Source organism: Bradyrhizobium sp. T-12 (assembly GCF_058314695.1).
Genome location: NZ_CM177756.1, coordinates 5,340,085 through 5,358,323 on the forward strand (window position 1 = coordinate 5,340,085; position 18,239 = coordinate 5,358,323).

General features: G+C 65.0%; 19 protein-coding genes. 8 read left to right on the forward strand and 11 right to left on the reverse strand.

Features of this window, described 5'->3' with window-relative positions:
- Positions 1 to 7: 7 nt before the first annotated feature.
- Together AC0WRY_RS25490 and AC0WRY_RS25495 are read right to left on the reverse strand one after the other, a co-directional pair.
- Positions 8 to 661 (reverse strand): L-fuculose-phosphate aldolase, encoded by a 654-nt coding sequence (locus AC0WRY_RS25490; protein ID WP_194403548.1) that lies wholly within the window; start codon positions 659 to 661, stop codon positions 8 to 10.
- A gap of 156 nt (positions 662 to 817) precedes the next feature.
- Positions 818 to 1,444, reverse strand: a complete 627-nt coding sequence (locus AC0WRY_RS25495; RefSeq protein WP_491121558.1) for a MarC family protein — start codon at positions 1,442 to 1,444, stop codon at positions 818 to 820.
- 87 nt (positions 1,445 to 1,531) lie between these two features.
- Here AC0WRY_RS25495 and AC0WRY_RS25500 point away from each other — a divergent pair, with 87 nt between their 5' ends.
- The 5 genes from AC0WRY_RS25500 (at position 1,532) to AC0WRY_RS25520 (ending at position 5,527) form a co-directional block, all read left to right on the forward strand.
- On the forward strand, positions 1,532 to 1,738 hold the full coding sequence (locus AC0WRY_RS25500; RefSeq protein ID WP_091966675.1) for a hypothetical protein: 207 nt from the start codon (positions 1,532 to 1,534) through the stop codon (positions 1,736 to 1,738).
- Positions 1,739 to 1,850: 112 nt separating this feature from the next.
- The gene (locus AC0WRY_RS25505; protein WP_194403550.1) at positions 1,851 to 2,414 is read left to right on the forward strand and encodes a YciE/YciF ferroxidase family protein; all 564 of its coding nucleotides are present in this window, start codon (positions 1,851 to 1,853) and stop codon (positions 2,412 to 2,414) included.
- A gap of 178 nt (positions 2,415 to 2,592) precedes the next feature.
- Positions 2,593 to 2,976 carry an Hsp20/alpha crystallin family protein gene (locus AC0WRY_RS25510; RefSeq protein ID WP_194403551.1) on the forward strand — a complete coding sequence of 128 codons (384 nt, stop codon included), beginning with the start codon at positions 2,593 to 2,595 and terminating at the stop codon, positions 2,974 to 2,976.
- A gap of 8 nt (positions 2,977 to 2,984) precedes the next feature.
- Positions 2,985 to 5,366: an endopeptidase La gene (gene lon / locus AC0WRY_RS25515; RefSeq protein WP_194403552.1), complete on the forward strand. Its 2,382-nt coding sequence runs from the start codon at positions 2,985 to 2,987 to the stop codon at positions 5,364 to 5,366.
- 5 nt (positions 5,367 to 5,371) lie between these two features.
- Positions 5,372 to 5,527: a hypothetical protein gene (locus AC0WRY_RS25520; protein WP_194403553.1), complete on the forward strand. Its 156-nt coding sequence runs from the start codon at positions 5,372 to 5,374 to the stop codon at positions 5,525 to 5,527.
- Between the two features lie 72 nt (positions 5,528 to 5,599).
- Here the strand turns inward: AC0WRY_RS25520 and AC0WRY_RS25525 are convergent, their stop codons facing one another.
- The 8 genes from AC0WRY_RS25525 to AC0WRY_RS25560 all read right to left on the reverse strand — a co-directional run bounded on the left by AC0WRY_RS25525 (position 5,600) and on the right by AC0WRY_RS25560 (position 14,475).
- Entirely contained in the window at positions 5,600 to 5,902 is a 303-nt protein-coding gene (locus AC0WRY_RS25525; protein WP_094891268.1) for an HU family DNA-binding protein, read from the reverse strand.
- A 280-nt stretch (positions 5,903 to 6,182) separates the two neighbouring features.
- Complete coding sequence (locus AC0WRY_RS25530) at positions 6,183 to 7,415, reverse strand: acetyl-CoA C-acetyltransferase (protein WP_194403554.1); 1,233 nt, start codon at positions 7,413 to 7,415, stop codon at positions 6,183 to 6,185.
- Between the two features lie 246 nt (positions 7,416 to 7,661).
- On the reverse strand, positions 7,662 to 9,119 hold the full coding sequence (locus AC0WRY_RS25535) for a GH1 family beta-glucosidase (protein ID WP_194403555.1): 1,458 nt from the start codon (positions 9,117 to 9,119) through the stop codon (positions 7,662 to 7,664).
- Positions 9,120 to 9,270: 151 nt separating this feature from the next.
- Positions 9,271 to 9,681, reverse strand: coding sequence for a hypothetical protein (locus AC0WRY_RS25540; protein WP_194403556.1), 411 nt, complete (start codon positions 9,679 to 9,681; stop codon positions 9,271 to 9,273).
- Between the two features lie 60 nt (positions 9,682 to 9,741).
- Positions 9,742 to 9,909 carry a hypothetical protein gene (locus tag AC0WRY_RS25545; RefSeq protein ID WP_164937874.1) on the reverse strand — a complete coding sequence of 56 codons (168 nt, stop codon included), beginning with the start codon at positions 9,907 to 9,909 and terminating at the stop codon, positions 9,742 to 9,744.
- A gap of 149 nt (positions 9,910 to 10,058) precedes the next feature.
- The gene (locus AC0WRY_RS25550; RefSeq protein WP_371746150.1) at positions 10,059 to 10,394 is read right to left on the reverse strand and encodes a hypothetical protein; all 336 of its coding nucleotides are present in this window, start codon (positions 10,392 to 10,394) and stop codon (positions 10,059 to 10,061) included.
- Positions 10,395 to 10,490: 96 nt separating this feature from the next.
- Positions 10,491 to 12,953, reverse strand: coding sequence for a TonB-dependent receptor (locus tag AC0WRY_RS25555; protein ID WP_194403557.1), 2,463 nt, complete (start codon positions 12,951 to 12,953; stop codon positions 10,491 to 10,493).
- A gap of 163 nt (positions 12,954 to 13,116) precedes the next feature.
- Entirely contained in the window at positions 13,117 to 14,475 is a 1,359-nt protein-coding gene (locus tag AC0WRY_RS25560) for a histidine kinase (RefSeq protein WP_194403558.1), read from the reverse strand.
- Positions 14,476 to 14,691: 216 nt separating this feature from the next.
- On the opposite strand from AC0WRY_RS25560, the gene AC0WRY_RS25565 reads away from it, so the two are divergent.
- Positions 14,692 to 15,312, forward strand: coding sequence for a response regulator (locus tag AC0WRY_RS25565; protein WP_018320706.1), 621 nt, complete (start codon positions 14,692 to 14,694; stop codon positions 15,310 to 15,312).
- A 68-nt stretch (positions 15,313 to 15,380) separates the two neighbouring features.
- Entirely contained in the window at positions 15,381 to 16,226 is an 846-nt protein-coding gene (fghA, locus tag AC0WRY_RS25570; RefSeq protein WP_194403559.1) for an S-formylglutathione hydrolase, read from the forward strand.
- Positions 16,227 to 16,417: 191 nt separating this feature from the next.
- Here the strand turns inward: fghA and AC0WRY_RS25575 are convergent, their stop codons facing one another.
- Positions 16,418 to 16,921 (reverse strand): DUF3280 domain-containing protein, encoded by a 504-nt coding sequence (locus tag AC0WRY_RS25575; RefSeq protein ID WP_246776327.1) that lies wholly within the window; start codon positions 16,919 to 16,921, stop codon positions 16,418 to 16,420.
- A 129-nt stretch (positions 16,922 to 17,050) separates the two neighbouring features.
- Here AC0WRY_RS25575 and AC0WRY_RS25580 point away from each other — a divergent pair, with 129 nt between their 5' ends.
- Positions 17,051 to 18,232 (forward strand): ABC transporter substrate-binding protein, encoded by a 1,182-nt coding sequence (locus AC0WRY_RS25580; RefSeq protein WP_194403561.1) that lies wholly within the window; start codon positions 17,051 to 17,053, stop codon positions 18,230 to 18,232.
- The last annotated feature ends 7 nt before the right edge of the window (positions 18,233 to 18,239 follow it).

An 18,239-nucleotide genomic window follows, 5' to 3' on the forward strand; every position in this document is an offset into this window, starting at 1 on the left:
GCCTGCCCTACCCTTCCGACAGGCCGTAGCCGGCCATGCGCTGGCGGACCCGCTCGATCTCCTCGCTGGGGAGCAACGGCGGTTGCCCGACCTGGAGACAGCCGTGATATTGCCGCGCCAGCGTCTCGACCTCGACGGCGAGCCACATCGCCTTGTCCAATGTCTTGCCGATCGCGATCATGCCGTGATGGTCGAGCAGGCAGGCCAGCCGGCCCTCCAGCGCCCGCACCGCATGTTCGGACAATTCCGCGGTTCCAAACGTCGCATAGGGCGCGCAGCGGATGCTGTCGCCGCCGGCCGCCGCGATCATGTAGTGCACCGGCGGAATCTCCATGCCCATGATCGCCAGGATGGTGCAATAGGTCGGATGGGCGTGCACCACGGCGTTGACGTCGGGCCGCGACTTCAGGATGTCGCGGTGAAACCGCCATTCGCTCGACGGCTTCTGATCGGGCGCATGCGCGCCGTCCATGGTCATGAAGACGATCTGCTCGGGCGTCATGGCCTCATAGGGCACGCTGGTCGGCGTGACCAAGAGCCCGTCCACATGCCGGACGGAGATATTGCCGGAGGTGCCCTGGTTGATGCCGAGCGCATTCATGCGCCGGCAAGCGTCGATGATGGCCTGTCTCTTGGCGACCCCGTCCGTTGTCATCGACATCCCGATTCCTGACGATGGGCTTGTTAGACCGGAAGTACGTCAAAGCAACATGGCAGTGCAAGCGAAAGCGGCCCGGATCGGGTGCCGCCTCGGCGCCCTTCCGGCAAAATCACGAAATGGGCGGCAAAATCAACGGATTCACCTGACGTCGCAGCCCTATGACAGGCTGGCCCGGACGGCCGCAATCCCGTTGATCACGAACTGCACGGAATAGGCCGCGAGCAGCATGCCGAGAACGCGCGAGAGCACGGCATTTCCGGTGCGTCCGAGGGTCTTCGCGATCAGGTGAGCCGAGACGAAGCACAGCATGCAAAGCAGGCAGACCGACAGGACGACGGCGATGATGATCGCGAGCCTTGCCCCATAATCGGCGCTACCGGAAAGGAGCAGCGTGGTCGCGATCGCCCCGGGGCCGGCCATCATGGGGATGGCCAGGGGAAACACTGCGACATCGGAGGCGTGCTCCGCGGTTGCCTTGTCGGCCTCGCGGGCCTCGCGATGCGGTCGATCGCCGAAGATCATCTGGTAGGACACGCCGAACAGCAGCAGCCCGCCGGCGATCTGGAAGGCGGGGATGCCGATCCCGAGCTGGCGCAGCAGCCAGTTTCCGACCAGCGCGATCATCACCAGGATCGAGGCCGCGATCAGCGGCGCGCGCAACGCGATCGTGCGTTTGGCCGTGTCGGGCATGCTCCCGGTGGCCGCGATGAAGGCCGGCGCGAGGCCAACCGGATCGACAACCAGCCGCAGCGTCACGAAGGCGGACAGGGCGAAGTCGAGCATGGTCGGCGTGGTCCTTGGACGCAGGAACGATGGCGGCCGGGCTGACTTAGCCCAGCAAAGCCGCTTTGCAAATCACCGGAGACGACAATGAGCGACAGTGGAATCGGAATGCTCCTCGGCCAGCTCTCGGCCAACCTGCTTTGGCTCTGGTTCATCGGCGCGTTCGTGCTCGGCGGGGTCCTCGTCTATGGCGTGATGAAGGCCGGTCACCTCAAGCGCAGCGAGCGGGCGCAGCTCGATCGCAACACCGAGGCACGACAGCGCCAGGAAGATCCCTACAAGCGTCCGACCTGAGTGAGCGCCGCGCGCAATTCAGCCGTTTGGAACTTTCGTTCATGAAGCGGCTTTGATCGCCTGAGGATTGAGGAGGGCGAGGCCTTCCCGTGTCACCTCATGAGGAGGATGTATGGCTAAAGCAAAGAAACGCACGACGAAGAAGACCGCGGCGCGCCGACCGCGTCAGGCGCCGAAGATGCTCAGCGACCTGTTTCTGGAGACGCTGAAGGACATCTATTTCGCGGAGAACAAGATCATCAAGACGTTGCCGAAGATGGCCAAGGCCGCGCAATCGAAGGAGCTGGCCGCCGCATTCAACAAGCACCTGCGGGAGACCCAGGGCCAGGTCAAGCGGCTGGACCAGATCTTCAAGATGCTGGGCAAGCCGGCGCGCGGCAAGCCCTGCGAGGCCATCAACGGCATCACCGACGAGGGTGCCGAGATCATGAAGGACTTCAAGGGTGCCCCGGCGCTCGATGCGGGACTGCTCGCGGCCGCCCAGGCGGTCGAGCATTACGAGATCTCGCGCTATGGCACCTTGCGCACCTGGGCCGAGGAGCTCGGCATGCCGGACGCGGCAAGGCTGCTTCAGGCGACGCTGGACGAGGAAGAGGCGACCGATCACACGCTGACGGAGCTCGCCACGTCCGTGATCAACCTCGAAGCGGAAGAAGAGTATCGCGCGGCGGCCTGACGCGCGCCGCTGCCGATGACGAAACGCCGCGGCCTGTGCCGCGGCGTTTGCTCGTTGGGCCAGGGCCGCGGCGTTTGTTTTTCAATCGCACGACAGCGCATGGCACGTCAGCGCCGCCGCACTGGATTTCCCGGGAACCGGCCCCATATGCAGGCTTTCCCACCCCCTGAGCCCCAACATGCAACCAAAAAATCCCCTCGACTGGATGCTGTCCGAAGCCCTGGACTCGCTGACCCGCGCCGACCGGCTGCGCCAGCAGTTCGGCCGCCAGGAAGCCTGCTGGGAGCCGCCGATCGACGTGCTCGAGACCGAGCACGAGCTTCTGATCCTGATCGCGCTTCCCGGCGTCAATCCGGACAATGTCGAGACGGTCATCCATGACGGCGTGCTCGTCATCTCCGGCCAGCGCACCCTGCCCCCGGAGCTCCGCAACGCCCGCATCCACCGGCTCGAACTGCCGCAGGGGCGCTTCGAGCGCCGCATTGCATTGCCCCTCGGCCGCTACGCCATCAGCCGCTTCGTGATGGACGGCTGCGTCGCGCTGCGCCTTGCCAAATCCTGAGGTCGATCATGGCCACCGAACAGATGAACAACGAACAGACTGATAACGACGTGAAGATCCCCGACGACGCGCTGATCATCGTCCCCGTACGCGAGATGGTGCTGTTCCCCGGCGCCATCGCACCGATCACGATCGGCCGTGCCAAGTCCATCGCCGCCGCGCAGCAGGCGTTGCGCGAGCAGCGGCCGATCGGCATCGTCCTGCAACGCAGCCCCGAGACCGAGGCGCCCGGAGCGGACGATCTCTACCGGGTCGCGACCATCGCCAACATCGTGCGCTACATCACCGCGCCCGACGGCACGCACCACATCGTCTGCCAGGGTGTGCAGCGCGCGCGCCTGCTCGACTTCCTGCCGGGGACGCCGTTCCCGGTCGCGCGATTCCAGCAGATCCCCGAGCCGACCACGACCTCGCCGGAGATCGAGGCGCGCGCCCTGAACCTGCAGCGCCAGGCCATCGAGGCCATCGAGCTGCTGCCGCAGGCGCCGCCCGAGCTGGCCGCGATGTTCCAGGGCACCAGTGCGCCCGGCGCGCTGGCGGATCTGGCGACCTCGTTCATGGACATCAAGCCGCAGGACAAGCAGGAGGTCCTGGAAACCATCGACCTCGCTTTGCGCGTCGAGAAGGTGTCCAAGCACCTGGCCGAGCGGCTGGAGGTGCTGCGCATCTCCAACGAGATCGGCCAGAAGACCAAGGCATCCTTCGACGAGCGGCAGCGCGAGGCGATCCTGCGCGAGCAGATGGCGACCATTCAGCGGCAACTGGGTGAAGGCGACGGCAAGGCGGCCGAGGTCGCCGAGCTGACCTCTGCCATCGCCAAGGCCAACATGCCGCCCGAGGCCGACGCGCACGCCAGGAAGGAGCTGCGCCGCTACGAGCGCATGCCGGAGGCTGCCGGCGAGGCCGGCATGGTCCGCACCTATCTGGACTGGCTGATCGAGCTGCCCTGGGCGCTGCCCGCGGAGAAGCCGATCGACATCAAGGCGGCGCGCGCCATCCTGGATGCCGACCATTTCGGGCTGGAGAAGATCAAGAGCCGGATCATCGAATATCTGGCGGTGCGCAAGCTGGCCCCGCAGGGCAAGGCCCCGATCCTGTGCTTCGTCGGCCCGCCCGGCGTCGGCAAGACCTCGCTCGGCCAATCCATCGCACGCGCGATGGATCGCCCCTTCGTGCGCGTCAGCCTCGGCGGCGTGCATGACGAGGCCGAGATCCGCGGCCACCGGCGCACCTATATCGGTGCGCTGCCCGGCAACATCATCCAGGGCATCAAGAAGGCAGGCAGCCGCAACTGCGTCATGATGCTGGACGAGATCGACAAGATGGGCCGTGGCGTGCAGGGCGATCCCTCGGCTGCCATGCTGGAGGTGCTCGACCCCGAGCAGAACGGGACGTTCCGGGACAATTACCTGGGCGTGCCCTTCGACCTGTCGCGCGTGGTGTTCATCGCGACCGCCAACATGCTGGACCAGATCCCGGGTCCGCTGCTCGACCGCATGGAGCTGATCAGCCTCGCCGGTTACACCGAGGACGAGAAGCTGGAGATCGCGCGGCGCTATCTGGTGCGGCGGCAGCTGGAGGCCAACGGCCTTTCGGCCGAGCAGGCCGAGATCGAGCCGGAGGCGCTGAAGCTGGTGGTCAAGGGCTACACCCGCGAGGCCGGCGTGCGTAACCTCGAGCGCGAGATCGGCAAGCTGTTCCGGCATGCCGCGGTGCAGGTCGCCGAGGGCACGGCCGCGAAGGTCGTGATCACGGTGAAGGACATCGGCACGGTGCTCGGCCAGCCGCGCTTCGAAGGCGAGATCGCGCAGCGCACCAGCATTCCGGGCGTGGCCACCGGCCTTGCCTGGACGCCTGTTGGCGGCGACATCCTGTTCATCGAAGCGTCAAAGGTGCCCGGCAAGGGCGGCATGATCCTGACCGGCCAGCTCGGCGACGTCATGCGCGAGAGCGTGCAGGCGGCGATGACGCTGGTGAAGAGCAAAGCCTCGCAGCTCGGCATTGATCCGCAGGCGTTCGAGAAGAGCGACATCCACGTTCACGTTCCCGCGGGCGCGACCCCGAAGGACGGACCGAGCGCGGGGGTTGCGATGTTCACGGCGCTGACGTCCCTGCTCACCAATCGCACGGTGCGCAGCGACACCGCCATGACCGGCGAGATCTCGCTGCGCGGCCTGGTGCTGCCGGTCGGCGGCATCAAGGAGAAGGTGGTCGCAGCCGCGGCCGCCGGCCTGAAGCGGGTGATGCTGCCGGCGCGCAACAAGCGGGACTACGACGACATCCCGAAGAGCGCGCGGGACAACCTCGAATTCATCTGGCTGGAGCGCGTCGACGAAGCCATCGCGGCCGCGCTCGAGCCGGTCGAGGCAAAGGTCGAGGCGGCGGAGTGAATGCGATGAAGAAACTGCTCGAAGACGCGAAGCGATCTCGGAAAACGCAGCGGCTGCGCCAGCTGCTCGATCGTGCCGTTGACCGGGTGCGCGATGCGCTTGCAGGACCAGAACCGCGGCTTCAGCCGGTCCCGGTCCGGGTGAAGCGCCGCAAGGGTTGAGCCCTCCGTCTCAAGTCCTCGCGGCTGCCCCAACCAAAAGGCCCCCTTTTACCCAAGGGGGCCTTTGCGTCGTTAGCCCACGGCGTCCTTGGCCGCCTTGACCGGGCGGGCGCGGACGATCTTGCGGGCCGGCTTGGCCTTGAACATCATCTCTTCGCCCGTGAACGGGTTGGTGCCCTTGCGTGCCTTGGTCGCGGGCTTCTTGATGACGACGAACTTGGCGAAGCCCGGCACCAGGAACAGGCCGTTCTTCTTGAGCTCCTTGTGACCGACGTCGGTCAGCGTCTCCATGACGCTCTTGACGTCGCGCTTGGAAAGCTCGGTAGCGGTCGCGATCTTTTCGATCAGCTGCGATTTGGACATTTGGGTTGCCATCGTGTCTCCTCTGATTCGTGACGGCTGCATATTAGACCAACCGGCGAAGGCCTATAGCCTTCTGCACAGTTTTGTCGCGGTTTTACGGGCTTTTTTGGCCCTCTATGGCAAAAAACCCTGCATTTTAGCTGCTTCCAGAGCGGGAGAAGCCTCAGGCAGCGGATTTTGCCTTGTTTCAAAGGCCCGCACGACATCTTGCTAGAACTGATTCGCCACTTTCGACAAGCGACGACCGGCCTCTTTGTCAAAGGAGGCGCGTGTTTCACCCTAGAAAATAAGGCTAGACGCGCTCGATGATGATGGCGGGCGCCATGCCGCCGGCGGCGCACATGGTGACGAGACCGCGTTTGAGGTCGCGCCGTTCGAGCTCGTCGAGCACGGTGCCGATCAGGATCGAGCCGGTGGCACCGATGGGATGCCCGAGCGCGATCGAGCCGCCATTGACGTTGACCTTGGCGCGATCGAGCTTGAGGTCGCGGATGTATTTTTCCGCCACCACCGCGAACGCCTCGTTGATCTCGAACAGGTCGATGTCGTCGATGGAGAGGCCCGCCTTTGCCAGCACCTTGCGCGTCGCCGGCACCGGCGCGTTCAGCATCAGGGTCGGCGAGTCTCCCATGTTCGCCATCGCGACGACGCGGGCGCGGGCTTTGAGGCCATGCGCTTTGGCGTAAGCAGGTGAAGCCAGGAGGATGGCGGCGGCGCCGTCGACGACGCCGGAGGAATTGCCGGCGTGGTGCACGAAGTCGATGTTCAGGTCCGGATATTTCTGCAGGATCAGGCCGCGATAGGTCGTGCCCTTGTCGTCGAGCACGTAGTCGGCGACCGCGGGGAATGCCGGCTTCAGGCTGCTCAACCCCTCCATCGTGGTCTGCGGCCGCGGATATTCCTCATGGTCGAGCGCGAGGCTGCCGTCCTCCCGGTGAACGGGCACGAGGCTCTTCTTGAAATAGCCGTTCGTCATCGCGTGCGCGGCGCGCTTCTGGCTCTCCAGCCCGAGCGCGTCGACGTCCCGCCGGGTAATGCCTTCCAGCGTCGCGATCGCGTCCGCGCAGACGCCCTGATGCGACTGCGGATGCTTTGCCCGCAGACGCAGATTGCCGTTGTCCATCATCATCGGACCTGAGCCGCGGCGTCCTTCCATCGACATCATCTCGCAGCCGCCCGCGATGACGAGGTCTTCCGCGCCTGCCATGATCGAGGATGCCGCCATGTTGACGCTGGTGATGCCGCTTCCGCAAAAACGGTCCAGCGTCACGGCGCTGGCGCGCACGTCGTAGCCGGCATCGAGCGCCGACATCCGGCCGAGATCGCCGCCTTGCGTCGCGACCTGCGCGCTGCAGCCCCAGACAATGTCGTCGACGTCGGCCGTGTTGATGCCGGTGCGCTCCGCGAGCGCGCGCAGCACGGTTGCGCCGAGCTGCTGCGGATGGATGCCCGAAAGCGCTCCCTTGCCGGCCTTGCCGACGCCGCGCGGGGTGCGGCAGGCATCGATGATGAGTGCATCGGTCATGGGCGTTGTCCTCTTTGTTTTGAGCGTTGAGGACGGTTCTGAATAAGGGGAAGAGGAGAGTCAATGCGTGGGCGCCCACGCCCTCTCCCGCCCCTCACCCGGATTTTCCGCCGCACGAAAGCCTCCGCGACGTCATGGCCGGCTTGTCCCGGCCATCCACGTCTTGCTACGCGGCGCGAATAACGTGGATGTCCAGGGACAAGCCCGGGCATGACGACCTCTGGTGATTTTACGCGGGAGAAGACATCACGCCCCCGCCGCGTTCTTCGCGATCACGTTGCGATAGAAGCTGGCGCTGAGTTTCGGCGTGCGGACCTGGGTGTCGAAATTGACATGGTACAGCCCGAAACGCTTGTTCAGCCCGTAGACCCACTCGAAATTGTCCATCAGGCTCCAGAGGAAATAGCCGCGCACCGGCACGCCCTCGGCCGTGGCGCGCTGCAGCTGGGCGAGATAGTTGCGCAGGTACATGATGCGGTCGGTGTCGTAGATCTTGCCGTCCGGCGTGACGACGTCGTCGCCGGAGGCGCCGTTCTCGCTGATATAGATCGCATCCGTCTTCCAGATCTTTGCCGCCAGCTTCGGCACCCAATAGAGCGTCTCCGGCCCGACGCGCAGCCAGTCCGAATTCATGTGCGGGAACGATTTCGGGATCGGCAGCGGCATGAAGCCCGCGCCCTGATCGGAGGCCACCACGTAGTTCTGCGGCGCATAGATGTTGAGACCGAGGAAATCGACCGGCGAGGAGATGATCTTGAGTTCCGCGTCGGTGAATTTCGGCGCGTTGGCGCCGGCGAATTTCAGGAAGGCGTCGGTGTAGCGGCCAGTCATGATGACGTTGAGATAGCCGGCGTTCATCTCGCGCAGCGCGATCTCGGCGGCACGAACGTTCTCCGGCGTGTCGATCGCGGGCGCGCAGGCATCGATGTTCTCGGCCGGCCCGACCCTGGTGCCGCGCCGGCCGTGGGCGCGCACGGCCTGCACCGCGAGCCCGTGCGCCAGCGCGCTGTTGTGCCTGATCTGGTTGACCTCGGCTTGCGGCAGCCTCAAGCCCGGCGCGTCGATGCCGATGCCGTAGCCGAAATAGACGAAGCGCCCGCTCTCGTTCAACGTGAAGACGTTCTTGACGCGATCGGTCAGATGCTCGGCGACATAAGCCGCGTAGTCACCGAAGATCTTGCAGGTTTCCGTCGAGCGCCAGCCGCCGAAGCGATCCTGAAGCGATTGCGGCAGGTCCCAATGATAGAGCGTCAGCCACGGCTCGATGCCGTTCTTCAGGAGCTCGTCGACCAGCCTATTGTAGAAGTCGAGCCCCTTCGGGTTGGGCTTGCCGTCGCCATCCGGGAACAGCCGCGGCCAGGCCACCGAGAAGCGGTAAGCCTTGCAGCCCAGCGCCTTGATCAGCGCGATGTCCTCCTTGTAGCGGTGATAATGCTCATTGGCACGGTCGCCGGTGGTGCCGTCCTCGATCTTGCCGGGGATGCGCACGAACTTGTCCCAGATCGAGGCCCCTCGCCCGTCCTCGTCGACCGCGCCCTCGACCTGGTAGGACGAGGTCGCCGTACCCCAGACGAAGCCCGCCGGAAAGCCGGCGCGCGGCGGCGGCGCTGGCTTCGCCTTTGCCGCGTCGAGCGGACCGGTCAAGCCGGCTGCGGACAGCCCCGCGATTTTCGCGAACCTGCGACGCGAGACCTTGTCCGACATTGCTGCTTCTCCGCCTTCGAACTGTTGCGGGCGCACAATGGCGAGTCCGGGGCGGTTTGAGAAGCAAGGTTTGGGAAAAACCGGATGCAGAATTGCGCGGCCTGGCGCGCGACATATGGCTGCGGGCCGGCCGCCGCGCAGGCTTCACCGCTTAGCGCGAGCGCTTGGGCAACTTCGGCAGCTTGTCGGGATTGAACGCCGGGCGCTGCTCGGCTCGTTGTTCACCGGCCGGCGGCTTCTGTTCGGTGAGAATGAGCGTTCCCTGGAGAATCATTCCGGGCACTTGTTGTGCCGTCGCGGTGTAGGTCGCGATCTTGCCGGGGCAGTTTCCCTCGATGTCCAACGTGAGCTCGTCGTCCACGCCGAACACCGTTGCACGGCCGTTGGTATGGCGCTTCGTCGACACGGTGGCGGTGAAGCGATCTCCGTCGACGTGACACGAGCCATGATAGGTCATCAGGCTGTCGCGGCCCCAGATCTGTCCATCCGCGACATGGACGATCCCGGTACCCTGGTCGAGCGGCGTCTTGTACCACGCCGCGTATGTCCCGTCCTTCAGCATGGGAGCAGTCTCCCCTGGCATCCCTCCACGATAATCCGCATGATTAGCGCTAAGAAAGCGTTAATCGCGCGGCCCGTGCCAATCCGGCCTGTCCTTGCGCAGCTCGGCTTCAAGCTCCTCGACGATGCCGTGAAGCAGACACGCCGCAAGCGGATCCGTAACCTCCCGCTCCAACCGCCGGTAACGCGCGATCCGGCATTCCTGCTCTCTCAATTGGCGCTCTGTCATGACATCGGCCCTCCGACAAACTGACGCGGAGATCGCCGAGCAGTTTCGTTAAACTTTTCGGATCATTTGACATGGTTTCTGATTGGTGAAGACGACGACGTCCCGCTCTTTGCCGGTGCCGGGACCAGATCGTCCAAAGGACCGCGCCTCTAAGATGACAGACGAAGCCAGACGTCCTTGCTTGCCAGCGTGCCATTCGGCGTGGCGATCTCCATGTCCACGACGTGCAGTGAGCCGGGCTCGTCGCCATAGATGTACTTGAGGTGCCACATCAGACCGAGGTCCGGCGAAACGACGAAATCGTCCAATCCGTCGGTAATGTCTCGAACGGCATCGCGGTGGCTCGGGGACGCGGAAAACATCGCATCGATCAAGTCGGCGAGGGTCATACCCTCGACGAGCATGAGTCGCGCGATCTCATCGCCATAGACGCGCCGAAGCGCTGCAACGATCGAAGCGACGGCATCCGGATTCTTCAACGACACGGCAAAGCAAGCCTCCGAAACCATCATGCCGGAGGCGGAATATTCTGCCAAGCTCAGCGAGCGCCATCGCGGACACCAGGGGCGCGGCACCCGTACCTAGAACGTCACCCTCATCCCCGCGTAGAACGCCCGCGGCCGGGCCGGGCTCAGCGAGCGCGGGTCGGTGAATTCGGCGCCGCCATTGGTGAAGTTGGGCAAGGCCTCCCGGTCGAAGAACTGTCCATAGGTCGCGTAGCGTTTGTCGAAGACGTTGTCGACGCGGCCGTAGAGCTGGATGTTTTTCGCCACCTGGTAGGAGGTATGGAGATTGAACACGGTATAGGACGGCAGCTTGGCATATTGGTTGGACTCGTCGCCGACCAGATATTGGCTGGAGACGAACAGCGCGTTGCCGCCGACCTTCCAGACGTCGGTCACGGCGTAGTCGACGCCGACCTTGACCCGGTGGCGGGGGATGGCGGGAAGTTGGTTGCCGGGAACGACATGGATGTTGTCGTTACCGTCGGCAAACGGGCTTTCCGAGCCGAGCTCGAGCGGGTCAAGATAGCGCGCGTCGACGAAGGCGTAGCTCGCCTGGAACTGCAGCGTCGGCGATTTGATGTTGACTTCGGCCTCGAGGCCCTGCCGGCGGGTCCGGCCGACGTTTGAGAAATAGCCGAAGCCGGTTCGGCCGACGACGGGTACCGCCACGATGTCGTCGTAATTCGTCGCGCGGAAGCCGCCGATCTTCCAGCCGAGGGTGCCGATGTTCAACTCCTTGGTGCCGCGCAGGCCGGCTTCCACGGTCTTGGACACCACCTGCTTGAGCGGCGGGTCGGAGACCAGAAACGCCGCGATCAGGCAGGGGCGGGCTGGATCGGAGCAGCCGAGCTCGAGCGGCGTGGGCACGCGGTTGGCCTCGGAGTAACCGGCATAGGCGGTCAACTCCGGCGTGATCTTGTAGGTGCCGCCGATCACCGGATTGAAGCGAGTGAAGGTGTGATCGCCGTTGAGATCGGCTCCGAGCTGATCCTCCAGCGAAATCCGCGCAATGTTGAAACGGCCGCCGCCGGTGATGGCGAAGGCATTCGTAACGTTGAAGGTGTCCATCGCATAGAGGCCGTTATATTGATTGACGGTCCGCAGCGAGACGGGGCCGGCAACTGTCGTCGGCTGGCCGGTCGGCCCGAGGAAGAGGCCGCTCCCGTTGACGACATAGTTTTCCCCGATCGAACCGATCTCGGCGGTGGCGTTGTACCGCGTGACGCCTGCGTCATAGCTCGCGCCCATCACGAAGCGGTTGTCATGCCCGAACAGTTGATCGGTGTTGGTAGCCTGCCCTGACACGCCGATACTGGTCGAACGTATCGTGCTGCGGTCGATCTCGCCGAGGATCGTTCCCGGCGCAAAGGGATTGGCAAGCTGAACGCCGCCCGCGCCATTCGCGGGCGTGGCGTCATCGCCGAAGCAGAGCAATGCCGGATCGGCGCACTCCTGCGCGTCAGTCGGATTACCGTCGACCAGCTTCTGCTCGTACCTGCGCACATGCGCAGCGCCTTCGAGGGTCCAGGTCGGCGTCGCATCGGCCTTGCCGGTCAGATTGAGATAGCCGACGCGGTTGGATGTGGTCTGCGGGGTGGTGTAGGTCGCGCCCCAATATTTGTCGAGCAGCTCGGCCGGGACGGTGGCGCTGGCGCCGAAATCGTTCTTGGCGACGCCCATATTGGCGTGGAATTCGCTGTCGCCGGCCTTGTAGCCGACATCGCCGTAGAAGCGCCGCACGGTCGATTGCGAGAAATTGCGGAAGCCGTTGTCACGCAGGCCTTCGAGCGCGGCGTAGACGCCGTAGTTCTTGTCGACCTGCTTGCCCCATTGCGCCGAGCCCTGGATGCGCCCGAACGAGCCGCCCATCACGTCGATCTCGGCGCCCTGGTAAGTGAAGCCGTCCTTCATTTGCAGATTGATGGCGCCGCCTAGCGCGTTGAGGCCGAAGGCTGGATTGTTGGTCACCAGCGTCACCGATCTGATCGCAGCGGTCGGGATCAGATCCCAATTGACGGCATCCGAAAAGGCCTCGTTGATGCGCACGCCGTTCTGATACACCGCCAGGCCCTGCGGCGTGCCCGTCACGGGCGAGGCGACGAAGCCGCGGAATTCGACATCCGGCTGGAACGGATTGCCGGTGACCTCAGTGATGTTGACGCCGGCGATGTTGTCGCGCAGAGCATCGGTGATGTTCAGCGAACCGGTGCGCTTGATCTGGCTCGGATCGACGGCGTTGATCGCCGATGGGACCTTGTCGACATCGAGACCCCTCCCCGCACCCGGCGCGGTCGGGTAGACGTAGATGCGTGTGCGAGGGCTCGCGGACTGCGCCGCCCCGATGCGCGCGACCGTCCTGGTCGGCGCCGTGCGCCTCGCCACCGATGGCGGCGGCGCCGCCACTTCGACCGGCGGCAAGTTCTGGACGTTGGTCTCCTCGTCCGGCGCGGCCCCGGCGGGGCCCGCGAACACCAGCCCGGACACCAGACCGGTCGACACCATCAACACATGACGCTTGAACCGAAGAACCTTACCCATCCCCGCCTTCCCATCCGTGACCACCGGCTGTTTTGCTCTTCGCCGATTGGTCGGGACGAGTGTATTCGGCCGCAATGGGTGCGCCAGCCACAAAAGGTCGGGCAATATCCGCACCCGTTTTCCCGATGAAATCGGGAATTATTCCCGACCGCCTCAGGCGCGACTAGGCGGCCGCAGTCGGAACCAGCGCCTCCACCGTCAAGCCGCCGGCGCCGGAGACGACGTTGAGCGTGCCGCCGAGCGCCAGAATCCGCTCGCGCATGCCGACAAGGCCGAAGCCGAGCTTCTGGCCCGGCTCCATGCCGCGGCCATTGTCGCTGACCCGTACCCGGGCGCAGAAGCGGCCATCGTTCGCCATCTGCTCCGCCGGCTCGATGACGACATTGACCGAGGTCGCTCCGGCGTGGCGGAACACGTTGGTGAGCGCCTCCTGCACGATGCGGTAGATGGTGAGGTCGGCGGTCTCACCCGTCGCGCCCAGCGAGGGTGAGATCACGGTCTCGATCGCGACATCGGGATGCGATTCCCGCCACAGCCGCGACAGCGATTCGAGCGCCTGCCGCAGGCCCAGTTCAGCGAGACCGACGGGCCGGAGCCGCTCCAGCACGCGGCGATTGAACTGCTGCAGCGCGTTGATCTGCTCCAGCATGGCGCTGCCGTGTTTTCGCACAGCCTCGGTGCTCGGAACGCGTCCATCCGCCTGCTTCGCGAGCGCGCTGGCATGCGCGCGCAGCGAGAACAGATACGGCCCGAACTCGTCGTGCAGTTCGCGCGCGATCTCCTTGCGCTCGATGTCCTGGAGCGACACTGCGCGCTCGGCGAGCCGCCGCTTGTCCTCGACCGCCTCATGAAGCGTTGCGGCCAGGTGGTTGAGCTTGGTGCAGATCGCCGCGAGCTCCGGCGCGCCGCCCGGCGTGACACGGGCCTCGTAATGTCCGCCTTCGAGCTTCCCCATCGCCTCCGCCAACGACCGCAGCGGCGCCAGGGCCCGGCCGACTACGGTCATCATCAGAAAAAACAGCGCCAGCGCGATCGCGGAGCCGACCTCGAGCTGGGTGACGATGGCGTCCCAGATCTCGGCGATCTCGTCGTCGGGATGCGCGGTGATCAGGAGCGAGCCCGGCTTGCCATGGATCGAGACGGGCACGCTGACCGCGGTCTGCTCGGGATGAACCAGGCTGACGAACCAGGCCGGCGGCCCGCGCGTGTCATCATCGGCGTCTGTCCGCGGCGTGGTCAGTGGACGACCGGCTTCGTCCCGGAGCGCGATGCTGACATGGCGCAGACGGCTGAGATCGCGTGCGATCTGGTTCAGCCTGGCCTCCGGATCGGGCGCTTCGTTGAGATCGGCGACGATCATCTCGATGAACTCGCGCGCCAGGCGGATCACGCTCTGGTCCTCGGCCTGCACGCGGGGACCTGCTTCCGCGACCTGCCGGCCGATATTGACGGCGAGCCCCAGCGCCAACAGCAGCGCCAGCAACAGGTTGATGCGCCCGCGCAAGGATAGATTTTGCCACATTGGTGTCGCCCGTGCCTCGCGAAGCTCTGCCCGCCCCTGTCCGATGACGTTGACAGAGGCGAAGCGGCGGATATCTAATCGGAAGCGTACAGCAATCCCGCCCGGGTTGCATGAGGCGACCTCGGACACATCGCTCACGCGCCCGTCCCATGTCGGTATCATGCGGCGCAGAATGGGCAAATCTTGTCACGGGGAACGCTGTCGCGGGGAACGCCTATGCGCATTCTGATCGTCGATGATCATCCCATCGTCGCCTCCGGCTGCCGTGCCGTGCTGGCCGACGAGGGCGAGATCGAGATTCTGGAGGCCGCCGACGCCGAAGACGGTGAGTGCGTCTTCATCGTCGAGCGCCCGGACCTCTGCATCATCGACATCAATTTGCCGACCGTCTCCGGATTCGAGCTCGCGCGCCGCATCCTCGAGCGCGCGCCCGAGGCCCGCATCATCATGTTCAGCATGAACGACGATCCGGCCTTTGCCGCGCGGGCGATCGAATGCGGCGCGAAGGGCTACGTCTCCAAGACCGGCGATCCCGACGACCTCGTCGAGGCGATCCGCGCCGTCGGAGGCGGCGGCACGTACTTGCCGAGCGCGATCGCGCGCAGCATCGCCTTTGCAGGGCCGACGCTGGCGCAGAGCCCGCTGTCGAAGCTGAACGCGCGCGAGATGGAGATACTGCGGCTGCTCAGCGCGGGAAAAAGCCTGTCCGAGATCGCCTGGCTGGTGCAATCGTCGTACAAGACGGTCGCCAACACCTCGTCCATCATGCGCCAGAAGCTCGGAGTGAAGACCTCGGTCGAGCTGGTGCGGCTGGCGATCGACAGCGGTGTCGCCTGACGACGCCACAAATTTCGGTCACACAAGCGTTGCAATGTTGATGTGGTGAGATGCCACGGAGTGAAGGCATGACGATTCAGACTGTCTCGACCAACAAATCCTACGGCGGTGTGCAGGGTGTGTATCGCCATGCCAGCCAGGCGACCGGAACCGACATGGTATTCTCGGTCTATGTTCCGCCGCACGCCGCGGGCGCGAAGCTGCCCGTGGTCTGGTATCTCTCGGGGCTCACCTGCACCCATGCCAACGTCACCGAGAAGGGCGAATTCCGCAAAGCCTGCGCCGAGCTCGGCCTGATCTTCGTCGCGCCCGACACCTCACCGCGCGGCACCGACGTGCCGGGCGATGCCAACAACGCCTATGATTTCGGCCTCGGGGCCGGCTTCTATGTCGATGCGACGCAAGAGCCGTTCGCGCGCAATTATCGGATGTGGAGTTATGTCACGGACGAACTGCCCAAGCTGGTCGCGGGAAATTTTCCCGTCGACGCCAAGCGGCAGTCGGTCATGGGCCATTCGATGGGCGGTCACGGCGCGCTGACGGTGGCGCTGCGCAACCCGCATCGCTATCGCGCTGCGAGCGCGTTCGCGCCGATCGTGGCGCCCTCGCTTGTGCCTTGGGGCATCAAGGCGCTCACGGGCTATCTCGGACCAAACAAGGACGCATGGCGCAGCCACGACACGGTGGCGCTGATCGAGGACGGTGCGAAGTTTTCAAGCTTCCTGGTCGACGTCGGCGAGGCCGACAATTTCCTGAAGGAGCAGCTGAGGCCCGAACTGCTCGAAACCGCCTGCACCAAGGCGGGCATCCCGCTGACGCTGCGGCGTCAGGCGGGCTATGACCACAGCTATTACTTCATCTCGACCTTCATGGGCGATCACCTGCACTGGCATGCGGAGAAGCTGAAGGGCTGAGGGGGCCCTGGCTGCCCTTCCCTTCTCCCCTTGTGGAGAAGGTGGCGCGAAGCGCCGGATGAGGGGTATCTATTCGCAAATTCGGTAAGAGTTGGACTCGCGGAGAGAACCCCTCACCCGGCTTCGCTCCGCGAATGCACCCTCTCCCACAAGGGGCGAGGGTGCACCGCCGTCGCGGCGAGTAATTCCCCCTACTCCCGCTTTCCGTAATTCGGCGCCAGCAGCCTGTTGCGGATCAGATAGCTCATCGTGCGCGTCCAGGCTTCATCGGTGTTGCCGCGCATGTCGGCGCTCGCCGCCGTGATCATGGCGCCGGTCTTCACGTCGCGCAGATAGATGTTGAGGTTGATGATCAGGTTCGAGACCTTCTGCACCATGCCGGTGATCTCGAGGTCTGCCCCGAGCTGCCCGGCGAGCTTGAGATCGCAGCCGCCGCAGGCCTGTAAATTGGCGTGACGGGCCGCGTCCCTGACCGGCGCAATGTCCAGCACCTGGAACCTGCCGGACTCCGTCAATTCCCTACGCAGTTGCTCGCTGATGCGCAGGAGCCGCGCCTCTTCCGGCCTGGAGCCATAGAACTCCCCGGGCAGGCTGGTGTCGATCAGCTCGAAATCGAACACGGCCAGCTTCGGCGGATCGGCGCGCGCGACCGCAGGCGTCAACAGCAAAGCGGCGATCACCATCGATGCTCGCATGATCGTGATTCCAGTCCTCGTGCGCGCGGGGACGAAATGCGGGGTTGCATGCCCTGACAAATTGGTCATGCTTGAAGCAGAGACAATTCTCTACCGGCGGTCAAGCGGGAGAGAATACCTGGAGGAAACATGATCCGATGGTTGGCCGGTCTGATCGGCTTTGGCCTTGCTGCGACGAGCGCGCTCGCGGCGGAGCCTGCCCTGATCGGCGTCGGCTATCTCGGTGTCGCCGGCACCCGATCGACGCTGTCGCTGGTCGAACTTCCTGCGGAGAATGACGGCGTCGCCGGCGCGCGCCTCGCGATCGATGACAACAACACCACGGGTAAGTTTCTCAACCAGCGGTTCGCGCTGGAGGAGCGCCGCATCAAGGAGGGCGAGGACCCGGTGCAGGCGGCGACCGCGCTCGCCGAGAAGAACAGCTTCATCATCACCGACCTGCCGGCCGATGCGCTCCTGGAAGTCTCGGATGCCCTGCGCGACCGTGGCACGCTTCTGTTCAATGCGGGGGCGATCGACGAGCGGCTGCGCGAAGCCGATTGCCGTGCCAACGTCATCCACACCGCACCGACGCGCGCGATGCTGGCCGATGCGCTCGGGCAGTATCTGGTGTGGAAGAAGTGGTCGCGCTGGCTGCTGGTGGTCGGCTCGCACGACGAGGACAAACTGTTCGCGGACGCGCTCCGGCGCACCGCCACACGCTTTGGCGCCAAGATCGTGCAGGAGAAGACTTTCGAAGACAAAGGCGGCGCCCGCCGTACCGACAGCGGCGTGACGCTGATCCAGCGCCAGATGCCGGTGTTCACGCAAGGCGCGCCGGCCTATGACGTCTTGGTCGCGGCCGACGAGAGCGAGGTGTTCGGCGCCTACCTGCCCTATCGCACCTGGGATCCGCGGCCTGTCGCCGGCTCGGCCGGCCTCGTGCCGCGCAGTTGGGACGCTTCGCAGGACCAGTGGGGCGCGATCCAGATGCAGAACCGCTTCGTCAAGCTGAACTCGCGGCGCATGACGGCCCTCGACATGCAGGCCTGGACCGCGGTGCGCATGATCGGGGAAGCCACCTCGCGCACCAACTCGGGCGACGTCAAGAAGGTCTCGGACTTCATCAAGGGCCCGGACTTCTCGGTCGCGGCCTTCAAGGGCACGCGGCTCACCTTGCGCGACTGGAACCTGCAGCTGCGCCAGCCGATCCTCTTGGTCGACGGCCGCATGGTGGTGTCGGTCTCGCCGCAGGACGGATTTCTGCATCAGGTCTCCGAGCTCGACACGCTCGGCTATGACCGTCCGGAGAGCAAATGCAAGCTGAAGTGAGGACGCA

Bases quoted from the DNA above. Each gene is read 5' to 3' on its own strand.
- AC0WRY_RS25540 (WP_194403556.1), bottom strand. From the start codon at position 9,681: ATGCTGAAGGACGGGACATACGCGGCGTGGTACAAGACGCCGCTCGAC.
- AC0WRY_RS25535 (WP_194403555.1), bottom strand. From the start codon at position 9,119: ATGTCGGACAAGGTCTCGCGTCGCAGGTTCGCGAAAATCGCGGGGCTG.
- lon (WP_194403552.1), top strand. From the start codon at position 2,985: ATGGCCACCGAACAGATGAACAACGAACAGACTGATAACGACGTGAAG.
- AC0WRY_RS25525 (WP_094891268.1), bottom strand. From the start codon at position 5,902: ATGGCAACCCAAATGTCCAAATCGCAGCTGATCGAAAAGATCGCGACC.
- AC0WRY_RS25500 (WP_091966675.1), top strand. From the start codon at position 1,532: ATGAGCGACAGTGGAATCGGAATGCTCCTCGGCCAGCTCTCGGCCAAC.
- AC0WRY_RS25505 (WP_194403550.1), top strand. From the start codon at position 1,851: ATGGCTAAAGCAAAGAAACGCACGACGAAGAAGACCGCGGCGCGCCGA.
- AC0WRY_RS25565 (WP_018320706.1), top strand. From the start codon at position 14,692: ATGCGCATTCTGATCGTCGATGATCATCCCATCGTCGCCTCCGGCTGC.
- AC0WRY_RS25530 (WP_194403554.1), bottom strand. From the start codon at position 7,415: ATGACCGATGCACTCATCATCGATGCCTGCCGCACCCCGCGCGGCGTC.
- AC0WRY_RS25510 (WP_194403551.1), top strand. From the start codon at position 2,593: ATGCAACCAAAAAATCCCCTCGACTGGATGCTGTCCGAAGCCCTGGAC.
- fghA (WP_194403559.1), top strand. From the start codon at position 15,381: ATGACGATTCAGACTGTCTCGACCAACAAATCCTACGGCGGTGTGCAG.
- AC0WRY_RS25545 (WP_164937874.1), bottom strand. From the start codon at position 9,909: ATGACAGAGCGCCAATTGAGAGAGCAGGAATGCCGGATCGCGCGTTAC.
- AC0WRY_RS25520 (WP_194403553.1), top strand. From the start codon at position 5,372: ATGAAGAAACTGCTCGAAGACGCGAAGCGATCTCGGAAAACGCAGCGG.
- AC0WRY_RS25575 (WP_246776327.1), bottom strand. From the start codon at position 16,921: ATGCGAGCATCGATGGTGATCGCCGCTTTGCTGTTGACGCCTGCGGTC.
- AC0WRY_RS25560 (WP_194403558.1), bottom strand. From the start codon at position 14,475: ATGTGGCAAAATCTATCCTTGCGCGGGCGCATCAACCTGTTGCTGGCG.
- AC0WRY_RS25495 (WP_491121558.1), bottom strand. From the start codon at position 1,444: ATGCTCGACTTCGCCCTGTCCGCCTTCGTGACGCTGCGGCTGGTTGTC.
- AC0WRY_RS25490 (WP_194403548.1), bottom strand. From the start codon at position 661: ATGTCGATGACAACGGACGGGGTCGCCAAGAGACAGGCCATCATCGAC.
- AC0WRY_RS25555 (WP_194403557.1), bottom strand. From the start codon at position 12,953: ATGGGTAAGGTTCTTCGGTTCAAGCGTCATGTGTTGATGGTGTCGACC.
- AC0WRY_RS25580 (WP_194403561.1), top strand. From the start codon at position 17,051: ATGATCCGATGGTTGGCCGGTCTGATCGGCTTTGGCCTTGCTGCGACG.